At 52.7% G+C, this 20,988-nt stretch carries 22 protein-coding genes; 8 read left to right on the top strand and 14 right to left on the bottom strand.

Annotation, left to right across the window (positions count from 1 at the left end; translation table 11 throughout):
* Positions 1 to 123: 123 nt before the first annotated feature.
* Entirely contained in the window at positions 124 to 300 is a 177-nt protein-coding gene (locus M495_RS25000; protein WP_071827036.1) for a YciY family protein, read from the top strand.
* A gap of 48 nt (positions 301 to 348) precedes the next feature.
* On the opposite strand, the gene M495_RS13235 is transcribed toward M495_RS25000, so the two are convergent.
* Both M495_RS13235 and M495_RS13230 read right to left on the bottom strand, forming a co-directional pair.
* Positions 349 to 840, bottom strand: coding sequence for a Dps family protein (locus M495_RS13235; RefSeq protein WP_020827174.1), 492 nt, complete (start codon positions 838 to 840; stop codon positions 349 to 351).
* A gap of 196 nt (positions 841 to 1,036) precedes the next feature.
* Positions 1,037 to 2,509, bottom strand: a complete 1,473-nt coding sequence (locus tag M495_RS13230; RefSeq protein WP_020827173.1) for an MFS transporter — start codon at positions 2,507 to 2,509, stop codon at positions 1,037 to 1,039.
* A gap of 125 nt (positions 2,510 to 2,634) precedes the next feature.
* Here M495_RS13230 and M495_RS13225 point away from each other — a divergent pair, with 125 nt between their 5' ends.
* Entirely contained in the window at positions 2,635 to 3,189 is a 555-nt protein-coding gene (locus tag M495_RS13225) for a TetR/AcrR family transcriptional regulator (RefSeq protein WP_020827172.1), read from the top strand.
* A 73-nt stretch (positions 3,190 to 3,262) separates the two neighbouring features.
* Here the strand turns inward: M495_RS13225 and M495_RS13220 are convergent, their stop codons facing one another.
* The 3 genes from M495_RS13220 to M495_RS13210 all read right to left on the bottom strand — a co-directional run bounded on the left by M495_RS13220 (position 3,263) and on the right by M495_RS13210 (position 6,213).
* Positions 3,263 to 3,526: a DUF1471 domain-containing protein gene (locus M495_RS13220; protein ID WP_020827171.1), complete on the bottom strand. Its 264-nt coding sequence runs from the start codon at positions 3,524 to 3,526 to the stop codon at positions 3,263 to 3,265.
* Between the two features lie 277 nt (positions 3,527 to 3,803).
* Positions 3,804 to 5,696: a hypothetical protein gene (locus M495_RS13215; RefSeq protein WP_235437210.1), complete on the bottom strand. Its 1,893-nt coding sequence runs from the start codon at positions 5,694 to 5,696 to the stop codon at positions 3,804 to 3,806.
* Positions 5,697 to 5,916: 220 nt separating this feature from the next.
* Positions 5,917 to 6,213, bottom strand: a complete 297-nt coding sequence (locus M495_RS13210; RefSeq protein ID WP_020827169.1) for a YciI family protein — start codon at positions 6,211 to 6,213, stop codon at positions 5,917 to 5,919.
* Positions 6,214 to 6,393: 180 nt separating this feature from the next.
* Between M495_RS13210 and M495_RS13205 the strand changes: the two genes are divergently transcribed.
* The 4 genes from M495_RS13205 to M495_RS13190 all read left to right on the top strand — a co-directional run bounded on the left by M495_RS13205 (position 6,394) and on the right by M495_RS13190 (position 10,546).
* On the top strand, positions 6,394 to 7,047 hold the full coding sequence (locus tag M495_RS13205) for an epoxyqueuosine reductase QueH (RefSeq protein ID WP_020827168.1): 654 nt from the start codon (positions 6,394 to 6,396) through the stop codon (positions 7,045 to 7,047).
* 238 nt (positions 7,048 to 7,285) lie between these two features.
* On the top strand, positions 7,286 to 8,032 hold the full coding sequence (gene tonB, locus M495_RS13200) for a TonB system transport protein TonB (protein ID WP_020827167.1): 747 nt from the start codon (positions 7,286 to 7,288) through the stop codon (positions 8,030 to 8,032).
* A 337-nt stretch (positions 8,033 to 8,369) separates the two neighbouring features.
* The gene (gene tsgA / locus M495_RS13195; protein WP_041414607.1) at positions 8,370 to 9,581 is read left to right on the top strand and encodes an MFS transporter TsgA; all 1,212 of its coding nucleotides are present in this window, start codon (positions 8,370 to 8,372) and stop codon (positions 9,579 to 9,581) included.
* Positions 9,578 to 10,546: a nucleoside hydrolase gene (locus tag M495_RS13190; RefSeq protein WP_020827165.1), complete on the top strand. Its 969-nt coding sequence runs from the start codon at positions 9,578 to 9,580 to the stop codon at positions 10,544 to 10,546. Before tsgA ends, M495_RS13190 begins: the two co-directional genes overlap by 4 nt.
* A 10-nt stretch (positions 10,547 to 10,556) precedes the next feature.
* On the opposite strand, the gene M495_RS13185 is transcribed toward M495_RS13190, so the two are convergent.
* From M495_RS13185 to M495_RS13175, 3 genes are all read right to left on the bottom strand, one after another.
* Entirely contained in the window at positions 10,557 to 11,582 is a 1,026-nt protein-coding gene (locus tag M495_RS13185) for a LacI family DNA-binding transcriptional regulator (RefSeq protein WP_020827164.1), read from the bottom strand.
* A gap of 248 nt (positions 11,583 to 11,830) precedes the next feature.
* Complete coding sequence (gene yciA / locus M495_RS13180; protein WP_020827163.1) at positions 11,831 to 12,259, bottom strand: acyl-CoA thioester hydrolase YciA; 429 nt, start codon at positions 12,257 to 12,259, stop codon at positions 11,831 to 11,833.
* A 75-nt stretch (positions 12,260 to 12,334) separates the two neighbouring features.
* On the bottom strand, positions 12,335 to 12,874 hold the full coding sequence (locus M495_RS13175) for a septation protein A (protein WP_020827162.1): 540 nt from the start codon (positions 12,872 to 12,874) through the stop codon (positions 12,335 to 12,337).
* Positions 12,875 to 13,108: 234 nt separating this feature from the next.
* On the opposite strand from M495_RS13175, the gene M495_RS13170 reads away from it, so the two are divergent.
* Positions 13,109 to 14,812, top strand: coding sequence for a SulP family inorganic anion transporter (locus M495_RS13170; RefSeq protein WP_020827161.1), 1,704 nt, complete (start codon positions 13,109 to 13,111; stop codon positions 14,810 to 14,812).
* 47 nt (positions 14,813 to 14,859) lie between these two features.
* Here M495_RS13170 and M495_RS13165 read toward each other — a convergent pair whose 3' ends face one another.
* Together M495_RS13165 and M495_RS13160 are read right to left on the bottom strand one after the other, a co-directional pair.
* Positions 14,860 to 15,612: a YciC family protein gene (locus tag M495_RS13165; protein WP_020827160.1), complete on the bottom strand. Its 753-nt coding sequence runs from the start codon at positions 15,610 to 15,612 to the stop codon at positions 14,860 to 14,862.
* A gap of 39 nt (positions 15,613 to 15,651) precedes the next feature.
* Positions 15,652 to 16,092: a YkgJ family cysteine cluster protein gene (locus M495_RS13160; protein ID WP_020827159.1), complete on the bottom strand. Its 441-nt coding sequence runs from the start codon at positions 16,090 to 16,092 to the stop codon at positions 15,652 to 15,654.
* Positions 16,093 to 16,375: 283 nt separating this feature from the next.
* On the opposite strand from M495_RS13160, the gene ompW reads away from it, so the two are divergent.
* The gene (gene ompW / locus M495_RS13155; RefSeq protein ID WP_020827158.1) at positions 16,376 to 17,020 is read left to right on the top strand and encodes an outer membrane protein OmpW; all 645 of its coding nucleotides are present in this window, start codon (positions 16,376 to 16,378) and stop codon (positions 17,018 to 17,020) included.
* A 44-nt stretch (positions 17,021 to 17,064) separates the two neighbouring features.
* Here the strand turns inward: ompW and M495_RS13150 are convergent, their stop codons facing one another.
* From M495_RS13150 to trpCF, 4 genes are all read right to left on the bottom strand, one after another.
* Positions 17,065 to 17,379, bottom strand: a complete 315-nt coding sequence (locus M495_RS13150; RefSeq protein ID WP_020827157.1) for a BON domain-containing protein — start codon at positions 17,377 to 17,379, stop codon at positions 17,065 to 17,067.
* A 219-nt stretch (positions 17,380 to 17,598) separates the two neighbouring features.
* Entirely contained in the window at positions 17,599 to 18,405 is an 807-nt protein-coding gene (trpA, locus tag M495_RS13145; protein ID WP_020827156.1) for a tryptophan synthase subunit alpha, read from the bottom strand.
* Entirely contained in the window at positions 18,405 to 19,595 is a 1,191-nt protein-coding gene (trpB, locus tag M495_RS13140; RefSeq protein WP_020827155.1) for a tryptophan synthase subunit beta, read from the bottom strand. Before trpB ends, trpA begins: the two co-directional genes overlap by 1 nt.
* A 31-nt stretch (positions 19,596 to 19,626) precedes the next feature.
* Positions 19,627 to 20,988, bottom strand: coding sequence for a bifunctional indole-3-glycerol-phosphate synthase TrpC/phosphoribosylanthranilate isomerase TrpF (trpCF, locus tag M495_RS13135; protein ID WP_172958990.1), 1,362 nt, complete (start codon positions 20,986 to 20,988; stop codon positions 19,627 to 19,629).

Below are 20,988 nucleotides of genomic sequence, written 5' to 3'. Positions count from 1 at the left end.
GACATTTTGGGCTAACTGCAGCGTTGTCGGGCCAGAGTAAAATACGAAAAACTGTGGCTTGGATCGCACGGTGAAAGGGCTATAATGCCCGCCGTTGGCTTTTGACGAATGAGTAACGAAACGATGAGACGCAGTAGAAACGAAGTGGGCCGCTGGCGGATGTTGCGGCAGAGCCAGCGCCGCAGGCATCGCTGGTTGGAACGCCAGTCATGCAGCAATCGGCATATCATTCGGGTGCGGCGTCGCCTGGACGATCAGCACCGACGTTCGTTGCTGTTTGTGGTGTCATACGAGTGGTAAAACGAAAACAGTCCCTGAGGGGACTGTTTTGTTAGCGGAGACTGGGGGTTATTTACCCAGATAGGCGTTAAGCATCCACACCTGTTTTTCCTGCTCTTTGATGTAGTCGCTCATCAGGGAAGCAGTCCCTTCATCACCGGCATCGGCGGCCAGCGTCAGCAGTTCACGCTGCTGTTGCAGCAGCACCGAATAGCCGTGCAACAAACCGCTTAGCGTGCCTTTATCGTCGGTGACGTTGGTGTCTTCCTTGATGTCGGAAGTTTTCAGGTAATCGCTAAAAGCATGACGCGGTTGTGAACCCAGGGTCAAAATACGCTCTGCCAATTCATCGACTTTGGTCAGCAGGTCGTTATAGGTTTCTTCAAATTTGACGTGCAGCTCGAAGAAGTGCGGGCCTGAAATGTTCCAGTGGTAGCCGCGTACGTTCATATACAGCACCTGATAATTCGCCAGCAGCGCATTCAAGGCTTCCGAGAGTTTTGCCGATTGTTTGCTGTCCAGGCCGATATGGTTTTTTGCTGCTTTCTTCGTCGTTGCCATAATAATCTTCTCCTGATTATTTGATTCGATGATTTACACAATATCCATAACAAACACAGTAACCGGATTTATCGCAGGGTTAAAGACGTTCAAAAGCATCAATGCAATCGTCAAAACCAATATCGATAAATCCGCGAAGCAAATTGCCAAATCAGTTTAAGCAGAATGCGTTAACAACAACAGCAGCTTTCGACCATTACTTGCGCAATGCCATTTTTGCCACGCCGGCGCCCAGTGCCATCAGCGTAGCGGCTGCAATCAGCACGACGATAAATGCGCGGTCGAATGCCAGGCGCGCCAGCTGTTTAAGCTGTTCAGCCTGATCGGCTGCCAGATTGGCGGCCAGCCTCAACGCCTCATCGATGCTGTCGTAGGCGATATCACTTACCTGCAGGCTATCAGGCAGAGCCAGGCTGTGGCTATAGATGGCGGTCATCAATCCGCCAAGCAAGGTGATGCCCAGAACCCCGCCCAGTTCATAGGAAACGTCTTCGATCGACGCTGCCATACCTGACTTCTCTTCCGGCGCGTTAAGCATGATGGCGGTGGAGGCTGCGGTGATCACGCCGCCAAGACCAAAACCGGCGATGAACAGGCAAATCAGCTGCAATACCAGGCTGCTTTGGTAAAGCAGAGCCAGGCCTGCGATACCCAAGCCGGTCAGAGTAAATCCGCCGAGTATCATGCTGCGCTCACCGAAGCGCGGCAGCAGTAAGCCGGTTAACGGGCCTGCCAGCGCTGACGCCAGCGGGATCGGCAGAATAAACAGCGCGGCCTGCAATGGGGTAAGTTCAAGCACCAGCTGCAGCCGCTGAGTCAGTACCAGCTCTACGCCGACTAACGCAATCATCGACACTAACGCTACCCCGACGCCACCGGCAAACAGCCGATTCTGGAACAACGAGAAGTCGATCATCGGATAGCGTGCCCGCCGTTGGCGGCGAACAAACAGCCAGAGCGAGACAACGCCGATCGCGGCGGCAATCGCCAACGCGGTAAAGGAGGGTGCCGCTTTGCTTAGTTCCTTTAACGCATAGATACAACCAACCAGACCGGCCATGATCTGTACCGAGCCGATGATATCGTAAGGGCTTTTGTTTTCGCCGCCGCAGTGTGGAATCAAACGCCATGCAAACGGCAGTACTGCCAACACCACAGGGACGTTGATCAAAAACACCGAGCCCCACCAGAAATATTCCAGCAGCACGCCGCCAACCACCGGTCCAATAGCCGCGCCGCCAGAGGCCACCGCTGCCCAGATGCCTATGGCCAAGGCGCGTTCACGCTCATCAGTAAAGACATGACGGACAATGGAAAGGGTAGCCGGCATCATCATCGCGGCACCTACCGCAAGGAATACCCGGGCGGCGATCAGCCATTCGGCCGACGGGGAAAAGGCCGCGCAAAGCGAGGCGACGGCAAACACCGGCAACCCGGCTATAAACAATCGTTTATGACCAATGCGATCGCTCAACATGCCTGCACCAGGCAGTAAACCCGCTACCACCAGTGGATAGGCATTTACGATCCATAATTTTTGCGAAGCGCTGGCATCCAGCGCCAGGGTCAGCCGTGGCAAAGCGGTGTAAAGTACCGTCATGTCGATAATAATCAAAAATAGCGCGCTGGAAATCATTGCCAGGATCAACCAGCGGTTGTTTACGTGCATAATATTATTCCAAAAAAACAAGCTACGCGGGGGCGTAGCTATAAGATCGTCACCACTCAGGATTGCCGGGTGGTATACTGGCGTAATATATATCCATACGTATGTATTGAAAAGAGGGTTTCTCAATGGGACGTCAACGCAGCATCGATCGTGACAAGGTTCTGGACGTGGCGGAAGAGATTGTCGCCACGCAGGGTGCCGCCGGGCTGACCATTGATTCTGTTGCCAGAGCGATGGGGATTTCAAAAGGTGGCGTGCAATATTGCTTTGGCAGCAAAGACGCGATGATCGATGCGATGTTCGATCGCTGGGGTAAAGCCTATGAACGAGTATTCGATGAGATTGCCGGCGAAAACCCCTCGGCCACGACGAGTGTGCAAGCGCATCTGCAGGCAACCCGAAGCTCCGATCAGGCCTCCAGCGCCAAGGCTGCCGGGCTGATGGCGACCCTGATCCAAACCCCGGAGCATCTGGACAGTACGCGTGAATGGTACCGCAGCCGGATTGCCGGACTGGATTTAACCACTGAGGAAGGCAAGCGTGCGCGGTTGGCGTTTTTGGCCACCGAAGGAGCATTTATGCTGCGCTACTTTGGCTTGATGGAGATTGATCCGGCGGAGTGGGATGCCATGTTTGCGGATATGCAGACATTGATTTTGCAAAATGTGCAGAGTCGCTGAAGATTATTAGTGGATCAGGATTAACGCGGCCCGAGTCACCGCCGCGTTAATACGCCATTTGAGTCTTCAGGCGTTATTTGTAGGCCACGGCATTGATGGTTTCGAAGGAGGTTTTCCCTTCGCGACCGATAATCACATAGTATTTCCCGCCTTTTTCATCGACCGCTTTAGACAATCTTGCGTGATCGATGCCCACGGTATCATCGCCATCTTGTGAGATGGTCACCGGGCCAATTTCGGTGTGTTTTGCGGCTTCTTCCTTGGTGATTTCAATGGCGGCCATGGAAGAGAAGGAGGCGAATACCAGAACAGCCAACAGATATTTAGTTGCTTTCATCACTATTCCTTTTACGTAGAGAACGAATGGATAAGTTCGAACATGACTACGGCTTAAGTGTAGGTCGCAGCTGTAGGTTTTCCATGCAGTGGTAAAAATAAGCGGTACAGGCGGTGCCTATCGCACCGATAGATGGCGAATGAAATGGGGAAGAGAGTATGTTTATCGAACAAGATATTCCCTCGAAGAACCCTTTAGCCAGCCACTCCGTGCTGGCTTTTTTTTGTCCGCAACGAAAAGCCGCGATCCTCCGCGGCTGTAGTCAATGTTAAATTCTTTATACCTGGCGCATATAAACATCGGTGATGCGCAAGTCGAAGTTACTTTTCATTTTTGACACATCAATCAGTAGAAAAGCATGAGTTGCCCAGTCAGGGGCGCGTTCAAAGTTGGGCGGCTGAGTGGTGTAACCTTGCATTTGGCCAGGTATAGTCACGGTTTTCAGTTCAGATTCAACGCCACTGAAATTAAAGGTGTAAGAGTGACCTGTCTGCTGCAGCAGTATTTGGGGCTCTTTATCTTGCTGTGCACCAAATTCGTTCAGTTTTGCCCATACAATTTTTACCTGGCAGCTTTGTCCATCACCAGCGAAAGTATTGGCGCGAAGATGATGAATGACGCTGCCGTAGCCTTTTAGCTTTATTGTCCCTAACACGGCTTGAAACACGCCGCTGCCTGCGGAGACGTTACGCCCCAGTGAGACAAAGTCGGCCTGCCGGATGAGGCTAAAATTGGTGCTGCTTGCGGTTCCCCAGCCGTAACGAGATTTGCGCACGCTGTTAATCCCTCCTGGCGGAAGAACCCAAACCTCCTCGGTCCATTTCTCATTGCCAGTGCCACTGGTATAGGTTGTGCTGTCGAGCCAGTTGTCCTGAATACCGCTATCGGTACGAACCTGTGTCAGCAAATAGGGCCAGGCAATAGGCAATTGAGTATCATGTAATGATGCCGAGCCGCCGCCATCAATCCAACCGCTGACGTTCGCATCCCCACCTTGCTGCATCTGTCCAATATTGACCTTCTCAAACACGACACGGGCCAGGTTGCCAAAATAAAATGGATTACTCGTGGTGGGATAGGTAGATGGGCTACCTCCTGCTTTAAAGGTGAACAGACCGCCAATAAAGTTAACCTTGCAGCTTTTATTATCCGGAATGTTGACGATGTAATTCTGTGGGCCATAGCCTTCAACGTGGCAATCGCGGAAAATGTGCTGTCCGCCTTCAATATGAATATATTTCCCCAGGCTGTCCGTCGATGTCTGCTGCCCATTTTTTCCGTAGATATAATCAAAGGAACAGTTGAAGAAATAGCTATACCCTCCCTGAAGATTCACGCCGCAGTTACTTTGCGCGAAGACACAGCTGTGAAAGTTCATCTCTTCACCGGAGTCTGTAGTGTTGTTTGGGAAGAAGTAACAGATGTCGCAATGATTGAAGGTAAAAGCATACATGCGTAGGAAATAGAAATTAGTGGTGCCTGTCAGGCCATGGGCGAACCCCTCAAGACCACCACCGGTGAACGTTAGAGAATTACGTGGGTAACTTTTCGAAAGCGAAGTGGAAAATGTCATCCCATCGACAAAAGTGTCAGCCCCAGGACCCAACATACGCAGATTTTTAACACTAAGATTGCCTTGAGCATAGCCGGCATCATTTTGCCATCCGATGGCGGTATTACGCTTATCTTGGCTGCCGTGAGCCATATCCGTGAAATCCAGCAATGCGCCGGAAAAATCATAATCGACGGTTTTGGTGTCAAAGATCAGTTTCTTTGTACACTTGAAACGGCCATTGCCAAAAATTAGGTTGCCGTTTTTCAACACGCGGGAGCCACTGGCACTGGCCAACGAACTGGCATAGTCATGCGCTTTTTGGATCGCATCCGTATCGTCAGCAAGACCATCGCCTTTAGCACCGTACAGATAAGGTGAAACTGTACCTGCCACCTCCAATATACGCAGCCAAACCCACGACGAGTTAGGGCGAATAAACATGCCACCGTCGTCTGCCGGTGTCGATTGTGCTTTAGCGACAAAGATGCCACCACCTGCAGGTTGGCCGTTACTGCTGCTCCAGCTTGAATCATAGGCGGTTACTGCGATCAGCTCACCGGCAAGGGTAGGTACGGTGCTTCTCAATGTGGCAATATCAGGGCAGGTGTTCATCATTTGATCCTCATAGGGAAAATTGGAATTACTGTATTTATATACAGTAACCAGAGTCTATGAGCGCATCGCATCATGCACAATAGCGTGAAAGGTGAAGGTCGTTGTGCCAGTCAAGGCTAAACCAAGAAGGAGATATATACGTAAGGCCAATCGTCGGCGTAGCCGGCCATGCTTTGTGGTCACAACCCACTGAGGGGGAGTTCAGTGGGCTGTCTTCGCGCTAGAACACCTGTTTGAACGGTTTGACCGTTACGTCACCATAAACGCCGGCGGCGACGTAGGGATCTTGTTCAGCCCAGGCTTGTGCGTCCGCCAGCGAGGCGAACTCCGCAATAACAGTGGAGCCGCTGAAACCGGCGCTGCCCGGATCGTTACTGTCGATGGCGGGGTTGGGGCCGGCAACCACCAAACGGCCCGCATCACGCAGTGCCTGCAGGCGCGCCAGGTGCGCGGGGCGTACCGACAGGCGGTTTTCCAATGAGTTGGGGACGTCTTGCGCGTAGATCAGATAAAGCATGTTTCACCTTTAAAATCATTGCTATAGAACGGTAAATTTAAAGTAGCGCAAAAGACGATACAAGGGAATGCCCGCCCGCTGGAATTTAGCCACGGCTGGCGCTTATGCCTTGAAGCCGCTAGTGTTTATTCGTATAGTGCGGCCGCGCGATTCATCGGACAAGGTTTGTGAGGTAGAGAAATGACGGAACTGGTTAGAGAGAAACTCAACTTGCCCGAGGGCAAAAGCAAACTGCTGCTGCACTCCTGCTGTGCTCCCTGTTCCGGTGAGGTGATGGAAGCCATTCAAGCCTCCGGCATCGAGTACGCCATTTTCTTCTATAACCCGAACATCCATCCGCAAAAGGAATACCTGCTGCGTAAAGACGAGAACATCCGTTTTGCCGAGCAGCATGGTGTACCCATTATTGACGCCGATTACGATACCGATAACTGGTTTGCTCGCGCCAAAGGGATGGAGCATGAACCCGAGCGCGGCATCCGTTGCACCATGTGTTTCGACATGCGTTTCGAACGTACCGCGCTGTATGCGCACGAAAATGGCTACGATACCATTTCCAGTTCGCTGGGCATCTCCCGCTGGAAGAATATGCAGCAAATCACCGACTGCGGCGTGCGTGCGGCAGAAAAATACCCGGATCTTGAGTACTGGGATTACAACTGGCGTAAAAAAGGCGGTGCCTCGCGGATGATCGACATCAGCAAGCGTGAGCGCTTCTATCAACAGGAGTACTGCGGTTGCGTTTATTCACTTCGTGACACCAACCTGCACCGCAAAGCACAGGGCCGGCCGTTGATCAAACTGGGCGTGCTGTATTACGGCGATGAAGAATAACACCACATTGATAACGAATAACCCGCTACGGCGGGTTTTTTGCTTCTTGGCGGCGGTAAATCAGGTTAATGAAGCGTGTAAAAGCCTCGGTGAAAAGGCAAATGAAAGGTTAATATCCCCATGAGTTTGCAGGTTTTAGCGATGAATAACGACGATTAGAGCGATAGTTTGCCATTCGTTATTGAATATGATTGCTATTTGCATTTAAACTTGGCGAACCAGAGGAAACAGAATCATTATGCCGCTAAAAAAGATGTTCCTTAATCGCCGTTTGTCCGTGCCGATTGTCCTGTCCGTTGGCTTACATAGCGCCCTGGTGGCGGGTCTGCTCTATGCTTCTGTCAAAGAAGTGATGGAGTTGCCGAAACCTGAAGATGCGCCAATCAGCGTCATGATGGTCAATACCGCCGCGATGGCGGAGCCGCCACCTCCTGCGCCGGCCGAGCCGGAGCCAGAACCGCAGGTGGAGCCTGAACCCGAGCCGGAACCAGAACCGATCCCGGAGCCGCCGCCGAAGGCAATACTGAAACCTGAGCCGGTAAAACCCAAACCGAAGCCAAAACCTAAGCCGAAGGTTGAAAAAACGGTCAAGCGTGAACCGCAGAAAACTGAGCCGCGTGAGCCTTCGCCGTTTGAAAATAACCAGCCGGCCAAGCCTATCGACAAAGCGCCAGTTAAGCAGGCACCGTCAGCCCCGGTGGCGGGTAATTCGCGTGATGTGGCACCGAGGGCGCTCAGCCGTGTCGATCCGATTTATCCGCCGCGTGCCAGAGCATTGCAGATTGAAGGCAATGTACGGGTACAGTTCGATATCGACAGCGACGGCCGTGTGAGCAACGTGCGTATTCTGTCTGCGGAACCGCGCAATATGTTCGAGCGTGAAGTGAAGCAGGCAATGCGTAAGTGGCGTTATGAAGCCAAAGAAGCGAAAGATCGTACCGTGAATATTCGCTTTAAAATTAACGGCACCACGGAAATGAACTGACCGACAGGTTAGGGTTAATTAAAGACAAGGGTCGCTTCGGCGGCCCTTTTTGCTGCCTGAAATTCGCTATGCGTTGCCTTAATCCTGCAATACGTCTTATTGAAGCTAAATGGTGTAACGATAAACCTTTATAAGTCTCTGCTAGAGAAAACCTGCCTCACTGCGCCTGACAGTGAAACACGCACCTCAACCTGATTTATTGAACAAAAGCCGATCGCCCTCTCACTTCACGCAACATTAACGCTCATTTAACTTAATTGTGGACCCGATCACTTCAACTTTTCGGCACATAAAACAAAATGAAATGGTGTAACGTTAAACCTTTTCGGGGAAAACCATGAGTTCTTACCAAGCCAGCTTACTGTCTGTCTCATTTATGACCTATATGGTGATGGCGGGTCTCCTCACTCAGATAGGCATTGTTATTAAACCGATGTCAGTTTATCTGGGTATGGGCATCACGGACGCCGCGGCGATGTTTTCTTACCTGACCGGTGGCACGCTTTTGGGAACGTTCATCTCGATGGCGGTGTATTCTCGATTTGAGATCCGTCACATCCTGCGCGTCACCTATGCCATTTTCCTGGTTGTTCTGGCCGCATTGGTGTTTCTGGATGTCAGAAATCCGTTTGTTGTTTCGTTCTATCTTTTTGTTTTGGGCACCTGTTGCGGTACCGGTTTGTCGGGCGGCGCAGTGCTTATCTCCAAAGTTTTCAACGAAAACAAACGCGCTTCTGCCTTTATCGCCACTGATTGTGCCTTTAGCGCTTCCGGTTTTATCTTTCCCTCGATGGCGACAATGATCATTGCGGCCAATATGCAATGGACTACCGCCTACGGACTGGCGGGTGTGATTGCCGCGCTGGTGTTTATCAGCACCTTTATATTGAAATATCCGAAAGGGGATTTGGCCGAAGCCGATAAAGCAAACACCCCAGGCGCCAGGTTTAACTGGAAAGAGGTGATGACCCCCAGAGTGGTTTTAATGGGGTTTGCGCTCGGTGTTTACCTGTTTGCTCAGAGCACTTTCCTGACCTGGTCGCCCAGTTACTTGCAGCAGGCGTTTGGTTTGTCCGCGGTGGAATCGGGTGCGGCGGTGGGCAACTATTGGGGGCCATCCGTGTTTGGATTGATCACCGCAGCCATACTGGTGAATAAAATCCCCGCACGGGTCATGTTAGTGGCGGTCTCTATCATTGCGATCCTGGTGACCTTTTACTTGAGCATAACTCACAACCCAAGGGTATTCCTGACTCTCACCCTGGGCTTCGGTTTTCTGACCTCGTGCGTCTATAAATTAGGCATTTCCGTTGGCTCTCAACAGGTGAAAAATTCTCCGGCCGTGCTGGTTACCTTTTTACTGACGTGCGGAACCGTGGGCAGCACGATTTCTCCGGCTTTGTCTGCCGCCATCGTTGATCGGTTCGGGGTGGCCAGCGCGATGGTCATGACCGTCTTGGGCTTTACCGCCGTCTGTATCGCCATTGTTGCCTGTCTGATACTCGAGAAGATTGAAAACACCAAATCCACAAAGGAAATATATTCATGAAGAGAAAAGTCATTTTTGATACGGATCCCGGCATTGACGACAGCATGGCGATGCTGCTGGCACATGCCAGTTCAGAGATAGAGCTGATGGGGATTACCACCGTTTTTGGCAATGCGACTATCGAGAATGCCACCAGAAATGCGCTGTATCTAAAGCAGCGGTTTGGTCTGACTGCGGATGTTGCGATGGGTGCAGATACTCCGCTGGTCGTCGCGGCGGGTGAGCCAACCACTTTTGTCCATGGGTTAAATGGATTGGGGGATATAGATATTCCTGCGGGGGAGTATCACGGCATCGATAAGCGAGCGGCTCATGACTACATTATCGATAGCGTAAAAGCCCATCCGGGCGAGATTACCTTAATCGCCGTCGGCAGGTTAACCAATCTGGCCTTGGCGGTTGAAAAGGATCCCAGCATTGCCGGCCAGGTCAAAGAGGTGATTGTGATGGGCGGAGCATTTGGCCATAACGGCCATACGGGCAATGTGACTCCCTTCGCGGAAGCCAATATCATCGGCGACCCGCATGCGGCCGATAGGGTCATTACCGCTGACTGGCCGGTGACTGTCGTTGGGCTGGACGTTACTCAGCAAACGGTAATGACCGGCGAATATATTGATCGACTACGTCTGGATTCAGCCCGATACGGTGAGTTCATTTATCGCATAACGCGCTTTTATGCGGACTTTCATCAACGGGAAGTGGGTATGGAAGGGTTTTATGTGCACGACTCTTCGGCCATTGCCTATGCGATTGCCCCTGAGCTGTTCGACGTCAAAGTCGGCGCTATACGGGTGATTACTGAAGGGCCGGCCATCGGGCATACCCTGCTTAAAGAGGGGGGGAAACGTTACCCGATTGATGAGTGGAGCAGGAAACCGAAGCAACGTGTTTGCGTTCAGGTTGATCACCAGGGGGTGCTTGACCTCTATATGGCGACCATGGTGGAGAAGGCGACGGTTTAGTTTCTGAACGTCATTTTCCGAAATCGACGGGTTCACTGACCGATCCCCGGACGACCAGACTAGGTGTTATTGATATTATGGCTTTACTCCCTGGATGAGACATTTTCATGGTCAGGCCTTCCAGGGCTTGGTAAGCAATGTCGTCCAAAGGAATTCTAACCGTGGAGAGTGACGGGAAAGACAATTTGGACATTTCTATATCATCGTAACCCATGACTGAAAGCTCCCTGGGGATCTTCAAGCCCAGTTCATTCGCCGCATTCTGTACGCCAATGGCCATTAAATCGTTATGACAGATAATGGCCGTTGGTAACGCTGCGGAGGAGAAAAGTTGATACATGGCGTCAACGCCGCTCTGATAGGTGTAGTTTCCTTCGATATAGTCGACGGAGTCTTCAGGCAGGTTAAATTCCCCCAGTGCTTTTTTCAGACCCGCGATACGGTTTGTTGTGGTCTTTAACGCTTCGGGCCCGGTCACACAGGCAATTTTTTTGTGCCCTTTGGACAGCAAGAACCGTCCTGCTATATAGCCGCCAGTCTCATTATGTAAATTGAACTCTGTACCCCCGCACAAACTCATCACATCACCGATATCGAAAGCGATAGCCACCACCGGCACCGCATGGATCTGTTTGATTACGGTATCAATTTTGTCGCGCTTCAACGATATGAGGATGATGCCGTCCACGCGGCCCGACATTAAATTAATGTAGGTATGCAAATCCTCTTTATCGGCATGGCGGAAGCAGGAGATAACGGTAAAGTCCTGCTTGAAGCATTCATTTTCAAGCTTGAAAAACAGCTCGGAGAAAAAGGGGTTTTGGTCGACGATCGAAATGATGCCAATGCTTTTTAAACTGGCAGAGTTTTTCTTGAGTGAGGCGGCCAAGGCATTGTGTCGGTAGCCGGTAGCCTGAATGGCTTCCAGAATGCTCTGCCGGGTATCATCTTTTAGCTTTTTTTTATTATTAATAAAGTTAGATACGGTTGTTACAGAGACACCGGCATGGCGTGCAACGTCTTTAAGGGTAGCCATTCTCTACTTATAACCTCAGTTTTATGCCACAAGATGAATTGATAGGCGGAGCACTGACCAAGATAGCGATAGGCCGACTCTGGCGTCCCACGTCGTGAGGGTACCCGGTTGATTATACACAAGCAAAATCAAGATACAGGCCTTTAACCGCCAAAAGGCGTTATTGAAACGCGTTGATTAATCAGCAGCAATAAAAAAGCCCGATGGGATGCATCGGGCTAATTGAAAACGAATTTTGTCGCTACGGCTTATTCATCGAAACCTACACGGAAATTCATTTTTCCGTCGGGCAGGGCCCGTGAATTGCCCTCATCGTCCACCGCGACATAGGTAAATACTGCCTCGGTTGCGCGATAACGCTGGCCTATCGGGGCGGAGGACACTTTCTTGACCCACACTTCGATATTGATGGTGATAGAACTGCGCCCGGTACGGATACAGTGCGCATAGCAACATACCACATCACCCACGGCGACAGGTTTCAGGAAGGTCATACCATCGACGCGTACTGTTACTACGCGTCCCTCGGCAATTTCTTTTGCCTGAATAGCGCCGCCGATGTCCATCTGCGACATCAGCCAGCCGCCAAAAATATCACCGTTGGCGTTGGTATCAGCCGGCATCGCCAGCGTGCGCAGCACCATTTCGCCACTGGGTAAAGGTCGTTGTTGAGTCATAGCTGTCTGCTTATCAAAGAAGGGATTTCACTATACTGCCCGTAGCAAAGGCTACGGGCATTAACAATTTTGTAACTATTTTTTCTGTTCTTCCGGCATGTGCCGATAAATATAAATACCGCTTAGCAGGGTAAATACCAGCGTCAGCGCGGTCAGGCCGAACACCTTAAAATTGACCCAAACGCTTTGAGGCAGCCAGAAAGCGACGTAGATGTTCGCCAGGCCGCAGACCAGGAAGAACACCGCCCAGGCCAGATTGAGGTTGTTCCAGACTTTATCCGGCAGCGTCAGCTCTTTCCCCAGCATGCGCTGCACCAACGGCTTCTTGAGCACCAGTTGGCTGATCAGCAGCGCCAGCGCGAACAGCGTGTAGATGATGGTCACTTTCCATTTGATAAACAAATCGTTATGGAACACCAACGTCAGGGTGCCGAACACCAGCACCATCAGGAAGGTGATCAGCGTCATCTTCTCGATTTTGCGGTACTTGAACCACGTGAACACCAGCGCCAGGGCGGTGGCGACAATCAGCGCGCCAGAGGCCACGTAAATATCGTAGAGCTTATAAAAGGCGAAAAAGACAATTAGCGGGAGGAAATCAAGAAACTGCTTCATAAATCAATCCATCATCTGTTCATCGGCCGACTATACCGGATTTGGCGGGTTCTGTGTACCGCTGGGAAGCGCTGATTATCGGCGTTTGGCCAACGGATTTCCGCCATGAAAGCAGGAATTTGCATAAACTTACGATTGAAGTCGCGAGTTCGCGGCGTGTGGATTGCCAGCGCGGCATTGGCATCGCATGATACGCCCAATAATAGCCGGATAATTTATAACGGAAAACAGGTTATGCAGTGGAAATCTCTCCAGGCGCTAACGCCCGGTTTGACGCATTTATTAGGGTATCAACGCAGTTGGCTTAAACCGGACATTCGTGCCGGCCTTTCCGTGGCTGCCGTTGCCTTGCCGGTGGCGATCGCTTATGCCGAATTGGCCGGGGTTAGTCCGGTGGTGGGGCTTTATTCCTGTATTTTGCCGATGGTTGCCTATGCCTTCTTCGGTTCCTCACGCCAGCTCATTGTCGGGCCGGATGCAGCAACCTGTGCGGTCATTGCCGCCGTGGTGACGCCGCTGGCGGCGGGCAACATGGAGCGCCACTGGCAGCTCACCATCATGATGACGGCGATGATGGGCGCCTGGTGTCTGTTAGCCAGCCGTTTCAAGCTGGGCGCACTTGCTGACTTGCTCTCCAGACCGATACTCAGCGGGCTGCTCAACGGGGTGGCTATTACCATCATGGTCGATCAGATTGGCAAGGTACTGGGTTTCGGCGTGCATCCGGCGCAGTTGATCGAGCGAATCTACGCTTTACCGGGCAATCTGATGCACAGCGATGTATTGACCATGGCGGTTTCGCTGCTGACCCTGGTTACGCTGATCGGGTTCAAAAAATGGCGGCCTAACTGGCCGGCGCCGCTGTTTGCCATCGTTTTGGCGGCATTTGTTACCTGGGCCGGTGGGCTGCAGCAGCACGGCGTAGTGACGGTAGGCGGTTTTAGCGACGTATTGCCGATCGTGCAGTGGCCGGATTTTCAGCCAGGCTTGCTGCGCGATATGGTGATCCCGGCGCTTAACCTGGCGGTCGTGAGCTTCGTCAGCATGATGCTGACCGCCCGCAGCTTTGCGGCCAAGAACGGCTATGAGGTGAATGCGGACGCGGAGTTTCGCGCACTGGGGCTGGTGAACATCGTCTCGGCGTTATCGCAGGGTTTCGCCATCAGCGGGGCTGACTCGCGCACGGCTGTCAATGACGCCAACGGTGGCAAGAGCCAACTGGTGTCGATTATTGCGGCAGGGGTGATTGCCTTTGTGTTGCTGTTTCTGATGGCTCCGTTGCAGTTTATTCCGGTGGCAGGACTGGGGGTAGTACTGATGTATGCCGCCTGGTCGCTGTTGGATATTCGCGGTATCTGGATCATGCGGCGCCGCAATGCGCAGGCCTTCAGGCTGGCGATGTTTACCTTCCTTTGTGTACTGCTGGTGGGGGTAATCAGCGGTATTGGCCTGGCGGTATTACTGGGGTTGATGCAGTTCTTGCGCACGGTATTCCGCCCGACGGAGCAGCTGTTGGGCGTCAATGACGAAGGCATGATCCACTCGATGGGCAACAATAACGGCATCAAGCCGGTGCCTGGGGTGATGATGTATCGCTTCAACTCGCCGTTGACCTATTTCAACGTGGCGTATTTCAAACGACGGATCCTGAACCTGGTGGATAGCACGCCGTTTCAACCGCGTTGGGTGGTGGTGGACGCCGTGGCCAGCTTTACCCATGCCGATATCAGCGTGCTGGCGGCAATTGATGAGTTGAAACGTGATTTGTTACAGCGTAACGTTAAATTGGTGTTGGCAGGGCGACGCACCGAATTGACGCGCTGGTTCCGCATCAACCGGGTAGGACGCGATCGGGAATTAATACTGGTACCGGATTTGTACCTGGCACTGAAGCTGATTCAAAGCAAGGAGCAGGCGGAACCAGCCGCGGCCCCATAAACAAAAAGGCACGCAGAAGCGTGCCTTTTTTGCATCCTGTCGCAAGATCAGCTGCGCAGCAGCATATACAGGCGGAACAGGTAAATCAGCAACAGAGCGGAAACCAGGTTGCTCAGAGCCGTCAGCACCACGCTGGCGACGTTCGGGGTCAGCACCGACAGGTGGCTCACCATAAACAGCACCAGCAGCTTGGCTGCCAGCCACAGCATCATTGCCGGAACAATCACGCGCGCATTGGCGAAAGCCAGTTTGCAGCTCAGTTTGATCGACGCGAACACGCCTTTCTTGTCGGCGGTGGTGATTACCGGGGCCAGCGAGAAGGCGATCGCCATAATCACACCCGGCACGACAAACAGCGTCAGCCCCAGTTGGATCAGCAGCGTGCAAATAAACAGCAGCAGCAGCAAGCGCGGCAGTTCCGGCGCGGAAGCCCCGATAGCGCGCAGGGCGCTCAGGCGTTGCCCCTGAGAAACCAGGCGAACCAGCGTCAACATCCCGCCTACCAGCAGCACGTTACCCACTAACGCAGAGAAAGTGGCGGCGGCTGAGACCTTCAATAACACCATCTGCTGCTCAGGCGTCATTTGTTGAATGATTTCCTGGATCCCCATACCGGCGGACGCAGCAAAGTCACCTTCCGTTGCGCTCAGAATCTTCAACTGCTCGATGTCAGGGCTGAAAACCTGATTGAGCATCACAGAGATGAACGCTGTCAACAGCGCCAGTATCAGAATACTGGCGAGTTGGTTACGGAAAAAATTAAAACTGTCACGGTACAACGTGTTGGCCGTGATAGGCATGCAGACTCCTTGGCATCGAGAAACAGAGATAAATCAAAATCAGTGGGCGATTGTACCCTGTTCCACGTCGCTGTGGCACCCCGCGAATTGCACTACGGCTATTTCTTCGTCGATCTTGGCGATCGGTAAAGAAAGTGGCAACGGAACCGGCAATGGCGGCAGGCCATAACGTTCGCGAGCGCGGTCGCACGCTTCGTTACGCAGGCCATTCTCTCCGGACTGATCGAACTCACGGCAGGGGCTGGGGCGATTAAGATAAATAGAACAGGAAACCGCTTTGCCGATTTCGCCGTCGAGTGCGGTGCAGCGTGGGGACTTGCTGTTGGTCCCCTGCATACAGCGCAGGAAGGGGGTTAACGGCTCTGTTAGGGATAAAGGAACCACGCCGCCGCCATCTTCCGCTTCGGCCCAATAGAATGACACTCGAAAATAGCCGCAGCATGCGCCGCAACTGACACAGGGATTTTGAATTTCGCTCATCTTGATTGCCCGCCGACTCCTTACGACACCAACCAAAACCAACACGGAAGATGAAATTACGCAGCGGCGTTTTTTTTAGCAACTGATATTTGAACATGTAAATAATTTGCAACAAAAAGCGTTTTTTGATTCAGATCAATTCTCGATTTATTAGTCTCTTAGGTAACCTTGTTTTTAGTAGGAATTAAAATTTTTACACATAAGATGTGATCTCGATGGGATCATAAATACCCGTAAGTAGGTATATTCCCCTTGGATGATAACCACACAAATGGAATGGATAATGAAAAAGACAACTCTGGTGGTATTGGCGGCGATGATGGCCCCTATGTTGGCAAGTGCGCATCAGGCAGGCGATTTTCTTTTCCGTGCAGGTTCTGCGACCGTACGACCAAATGCCGGATCGGATGATGTACTTGGGCAGGGCTCATTCAGCGCCAATAATAACACCCAGCTTGGCCTGACCTTCGGCTATATGGTTACGGACAATATTGGTGTCGAACTGCTGGCCGCAACGCCGTTTCGCCACAAGGTGGGCTTGAACGGTTCCGCCGTGAACGGTGATATCGCTACGGTGCACGACTTGCCGCCGAGCCTGATGGCGCAGTATTACTTTGGCGACAAGCAGGACAAACTGCGTCCGTATCTGGGCGTGGGCGTGAACTACACCACCTTCTTCGATGAAAAATTCAACGACAACGGCAAAGATGCCGGATTGAGCAACCTGAGTTTGAAAGACTCCTGGGGTGTGGCCGCGCAGGCGGGCCTGGATTACAACCTGGATGAGCACTGGATGCTGAACATGTCAGTCTGGTGGATGAACATCGAAACCAAAACACGCTTTGACGATGCGGCCGGTAATCATCACAGCATAGATACGCGTTTGGATCCGTGGGTATTTATGTTCGGGGCAGGTTATCGTTTCTGATAGCGGTGGAACAGGGAGGCGCATACAGCGCCTCCGTTTTATTTTTACTTGATCTGCATGACGTTCTCGACGGATTTCACACCCGCTACGCCACGAGTTACCTGCACCGCACGGTTGGCATCGGCGCTCGAAGTGACAAAGCCACTCAATTGCACACGACCTTTAAAGGTCTCGACGCTGATTTCGGTAGATTTGATGGTTTTATCCGCCAGCAGCGCTGACTTCACCTTGGTCGTCACTACCGTGTCATCAATATAACCGCCAGTCCCTTCAGATTTCGCTGTTGGCGCGCAGGCACTCACTGCGAATGCCACAACGGCAGCCATGCATAAGACTGAAAGGGTTTTAAATAGCTTCATAAATTACTCTCCATGCAATGTTATTGTTGAAACTACATTCGGGTTTTCACCTGAAGACGTAGTGCACCCCTAAAAATAAAGAAATGCCCGACGCGCAACGCTAAGTGTGAGACAAGAATTGGGTTTGTTCAAACTTTAGATGTAAAAAAAATCGCACAACTTTGAGGGTAAACAAGATGTTATCGGCGGGCGCAATCTTCTGCACCCGCCGTTGAAGCCTTATGCCCGGGTAGCCGCTTTCATTTCACGCGTAAAACTCGCCAGTTTCGTCAGCATTTCTGTCGGATTAGCTTGATTCTGCTCGATAATTTTAACGATAGCCGAACCGGATATCGCCCCGGCAGCACCGGCCTGCAGCGCATCGCGAACCTGCGCCGGTTCGGAAATGCCAAACCCTTGCAGCGGCGGTGCCGCATGGTATTCGCGCAATTTATTCACCAGGTGATGAAGTGGCAATTCAGCGCGACTTTCGGTGCCGGTGACGCCTGCACGCGACAACAGGTAGGTGTAGCCGCGGCCGTGTGAGGATATTTCACGCAGTAAATCGTCGTCTGCATTGGGTGGGCAGATAAAGATAGGTGCAATGCCATGGCGCGTTGCTGCAGCACGGAATGGCGCAGACTCTTCATATGGCACGTCGGCAATCAGTACCGAATCAACGCCGACTTCGGCACAGCGTTGGTAAAACGCATCGATGCCTTTATGGAACACCAGGTTGGCGTACATCAGCAGACCGATAGGAATGCTCGGGTGTTTCTGGCGGATCGCCGCCAGCATTTCGAAGCACTGGGTTGGCGTCACGCCTGAGGCGAAGGCGCGCAGCGCAGCACTTTGAATCGTTGGGCCATCGGCCAGCGGATCGGAGAACGGAATGCCCAGTTCCAGCGCGTCGGCACCGGCTTCCACCAGGGTATCGACGATCTGCAACGAAAGCGCCGGGTTCGGATCGCCGAGGGTAACGAACGGGACGAACGCGCCTTCTTTCTTATCTGCCAGACGGTTGAACAGTTGTTGGTAACGTTCCATCAGATTTCTCCCCGAGCTTTCAGAATGTCGTGAACGGTAAATATGTCTTTGTCGCCGCGGCCGGACAGGTTAACCACCAGAATCTGTTCTTTTTGCGGCGTTTCACGGATCATTTTCAGCGCGTGCGCCAGAGCATGGGAAGACTCCAGCGCCGGGATAATCCCTTCGCTACGCGACAGCGCTTTGAAAGCGTCCAGCGCTTCGTCATCGGTAATAGACACGTATTCAGCCCGACCGATGCTGTTCAGATAGGCGTGTTGCGGCCCGACTGAAGGGAAGTCCAAGCCGGCGGAAATCGAGTAGGACTCTTCGATCTGGCCTTCGGAAGTCTGCATCATCGGCGCCTTCATGCCGAAATAGATGCCCACGTGACCGTGTTTGAGCGGTGCGCCGTGCTGGCCGGTTTCAATCCCTAAACCTGCAGGTTCAACGCCGATCAACCCAACGCTGGTATCGTCGATAAAGTCGGCAAACATACCGATGGCGTTCGAGCCACCGCCAACGCAGGCCAGTACGGCATCCGGCAGACGGCCTTCACGTTCCAGCATTTGTGCTTTGGTTTCTTCGCCGATCATGCGCTGGAATTCACGCACAATCGTCGGATACGGGTGCGGACCTGCAGCGGTACCCAGCATATAGTGGGCGGTTTTGTAGCTGCCGGACCAGTCGCGCAGCGCTTCGTTACAGGCATCTTTCAGCGTGGAGGAACCGCTGTGCACCGGGATCACTTCCGCTCCCATCAGGCGCATGCGGAAGACGTTGGGTGACTGGCGCTCGATATCTTTGGCGCCCATATAAATGCGGCACTTCAGGCCGAGCAGGGCACAGGCCAGTGCGGAGGCAACGCCGTGTTGACCGGCACCGGTCTCGGCGATGATTTCGGTTTTGCCCATGCGCTTGGCCAACAGCGCCTGACCCAATACCTGGTTAGTTTTGTGCGCGCCACCGTGCAGCAGGTCTTCACGCTTCAGATACAGCTTGGTTTTGGTACCGGCAGTGAGGTTTTTGCACAGCGTCAAAGCCGTCGGGCGACCGGCGTAGTTTTTCAACAGGTCGATAAATTCAGCCTGGAATTCCGGATCGCGCTGGGCGCTGACAAAGGCTTCTTCCAGTTGTTTTAAGGCCGGCATCAGAATCTGCGGCACATATTGGCCACCAAATTCGCCGAAGTAGGGGTTAAGCAGCGTCATTTTAGTTCCCGTTATTATCCGTTAATCATAATTAGTAAGCGCGCAGGGTCTGGAACACCGCCGCCAGGCGGGCAGGATCCTTAATGCCGGGCTGGCTCTCTACGCCGGAGTTAAAGTCCAACCCGGCACAGCCGAGTTTGGCTGCGTCAACGCAGTTGTCTGCGCTCAGGCCACCGGCCAGCATCACGTTTTCCAGGTTTTCGCCGTGCAGTACCGACCAGTCGAAACGCTGCCCGGTGCCACCCGCGCCGTTATCCAGCAGATAACGGTCAACGTGCTGCAAATCGCGCTGCGGTAAATGGTCTTTTACGCTCAAGGCTTTCCAAATCTGGCACTCGGCAGGCAGTTCGGCGCGCAGGGCGCTGATATAGGCCTGATCTTCCGAACCGTGCAGTTGCACCGCTTTCAGCCCCAGGCGTTCGACGGTTTTAACCAGGGTCTCTACCTGCGCGTCGCAGAATACGCCGACATATTTCAGGGGGGCACCCGAGATAACTTCACGGGCGCGGTTGATATCAACATAGCGCGGTGAACGCCCGACGAAAATCAGTCCGCCATACACCGCACCTGCCTGATAGGCCGCGCTGGCATCCTGCGGACGGGTCAGCCCGCAGACTTTGTTGTCGCCCAGGATCACCCGGCGCACGGCGGCACGGAGATCGGTTTCCGACATTAATGCGCTGCCAATCAGGAAACCGTTGGCAAAGTGGCTCAGTTCGCGGATCTGACCGTAATTGTTGATGCCGGACTCGCTGATCACCGTCACCCCGTGTGGGACGCGAGGCGCCAACTGGCGAGTGCGATCCAGATCGATACTCAGGTCACGCAGATCGCGGTTATTGATACCGACCACGCGCGCTTCCAAAGCAATGGCCCGTTGCAGCTCTTCTTCGCTGATCACTTCGGTCAGCACGCCCATGTTCAGGCTGTGCGCTACCGCAGCCAATTGACGGTACTGATCGTCGTTCAGCACGGACAGCATCAGCAGAATGGCGTCGGCCTGATAGAAGCGCGCCAGATAGATCTGATACGGGTCGATAATAAAGTCTTTGCACAGCACCGGCTGTGTCACCGTCTTGCTGACCAGCGGCAGGAAGTCGAAGCTGCCCTGGAAGTATTTTTCATCGGTCAACACCGAGATCGCCGAGGCGAAATCTTTGTAGACCGAAGCAATTTCCACGGGATCGAAATTCTCGCGGATTAATCCTTTGGAAGGGGATGCCTTTTTACATTCAAGAATAAACGCCGTTCTGGCACCCTGCAGCGCGTGATAAAAGCCACGCTCGCTGGGGACGATTTCATTTTGAAAACTGGCCAGTGGCTGTTGTTGCTGTCGTGCTGCGACCCATTGCGCTTTATCACGAACAATCTTGTTGAGCACGGTTTCCTGCAT

Source organism: Serratia liquefaciens ATCC 27592, assembly GCF_000422085.1.
GTDB lineage: Bacteria > Pseudomonadota > Gammaproteobacteria > Enterobacterales > Enterobacteriaceae > Serratia > Serratia liquefaciens.
The sequence above is the reverse complement of the archived record's forward strand: the minus strand, read 5'-3'. Positions and strand labels throughout refer to the sequence as shown.

Excerpts from the sequence above, each read along its gene's own strand:
- M495_RS25000 (WP_071827036.1), top strand. The coding sequence starts at position 124 with ATGAGACGCAGTAGAAACGAAGTGGGCCGCTGGCGGATGTTGCGGCAG.
- M495_RS13235 (WP_020827174.1), bottom strand. The coding sequence starts at position 840 with ATGGCAACGACGAAGAAAGCAGCAAAAAACCATATCGGCCTGGACAGC.
- M495_RS13230 (WP_020827173.1), bottom strand. The coding sequence starts at position 2,509 with ATGCACGTAAACAACCGCTGGTTGATCCTGGCAATGATTTCCAGCGCG.
- M495_RS13225 (WP_020827172.1), top strand. The coding sequence starts at position 2,635 with ATGGGACGTCAACGCAGCATCGATCGTGACAAGGTTCTGGACGTGGCG.
- M495_RS13220 (WP_020827171.1), bottom strand. The coding sequence starts at position 3,526 with ATGAAAGCAACTAAATATCTGTTGGCTGTTCTGGTATTCGCCTCCTTC.
- M495_RS13215 (WP_235437210.1), bottom strand. The coding sequence starts at position 5,696 with ATGATGAACACCTGCCCTGATATTGCCACATTGAGAAGCACCGTACCT.
- M495_RS13210 (WP_020827169.1), bottom strand. The coding sequence starts at position 6,213 with ATGCTTTATCTGATCTACGCGCAAGACGTCCCCAACTCATTGGAAAAC.
- M495_RS13205 (WP_020827168.1), top strand. The coding sequence starts at position 6,394 with ATGACGGAACTGGTTAGAGAGAAACTCAACTTGCCCGAGGGCAAAAGC.
- tonB (WP_020827167.1), top strand. The coding sequence starts at position 7,286 with ATGCCGCTAAAAAAGATGTTCCTTAATCGCCGTTTGTCCGTGCCGATT.
- tsgA (WP_041414607.1), top strand. The coding sequence starts at position 8,370 with ATGAGTTCTTACCAAGCCAGCTTACTGTCTGTCTCATTTATGACCTAT.
- M495_RS13190 (WP_020827165.1), top strand. The coding sequence starts at position 9,578 with ATGAAGAGAAAAGTCATTTTTGATACGGATCCCGGCATTGACGACAGC.
- M495_RS13185 (WP_020827164.1), bottom strand. The coding sequence starts at position 11,582 with ATGGCTACCCTTAAAGACGTTGCACGCCATGCCGGTGTCTCTGTAACA.
- yciA (WP_020827163.1), bottom strand. The coding sequence starts at position 12,259 with ATGACTCAACAACGACCTTTACCCAGTGGCGAAATGGTGCTGCGCACG.
- M495_RS13175 (WP_020827162.1), bottom strand. The coding sequence starts at position 12,874 with ATGAAGCAGTTTCTTGATTTCCTCCCGCTAATTGTCTTTTTCGCCTTT.
- M495_RS13170 (WP_020827161.1), top strand. The coding sequence starts at position 13,109 with ATGCAGTGGAAATCTCTCCAGGCGCTAACGCCCGGTTTGACGCATTTA.
- M495_RS13165 (WP_020827160.1), bottom strand. The coding sequence starts at position 15,612 with ATGCCTATCACGGCCAACACGTTGTACCGTGACAGTTTTAATTTTTTC.
- M495_RS13160 (WP_020827159.1), bottom strand. The coding sequence starts at position 16,092 with ATGAGCGAAATTCAAAATCCCTGTGTCAGTTGCGGCGCATGCTGCGGC.
- ompW (WP_020827158.1), top strand. The coding sequence starts at position 16,376 with ATGAAAAAGACAACTCTGGTGGTATTGGCGGCGATGATGGCCCCTATG.
- M495_RS13150 (WP_020827157.1), bottom strand. The coding sequence starts at position 17,379 with ATGAAGCTATTTAAAACCCTTTCAGTCTTATGCATGGCTGCCGTTGTG.
- trpA (WP_020827156.1), bottom strand. The coding sequence starts at position 18,405 with ATGGAACGTTACCAACAACTGTTCAACCGTCTGGCAGATAAGAAAGAA.
- trpB (WP_020827155.1), bottom strand. The coding sequence starts at position 19,595 with ATGACGCTGCTTAACCCCTACTTCGGCGAATTTGGTGGCCAATATGTG.
- trpCF (WP_172958990.1), bottom strand. The coding sequence starts at position 20,988 with ATGCAGGAAACCGTGCTCAACAAGATTGTTCGTGATAAAGCGCAATGG.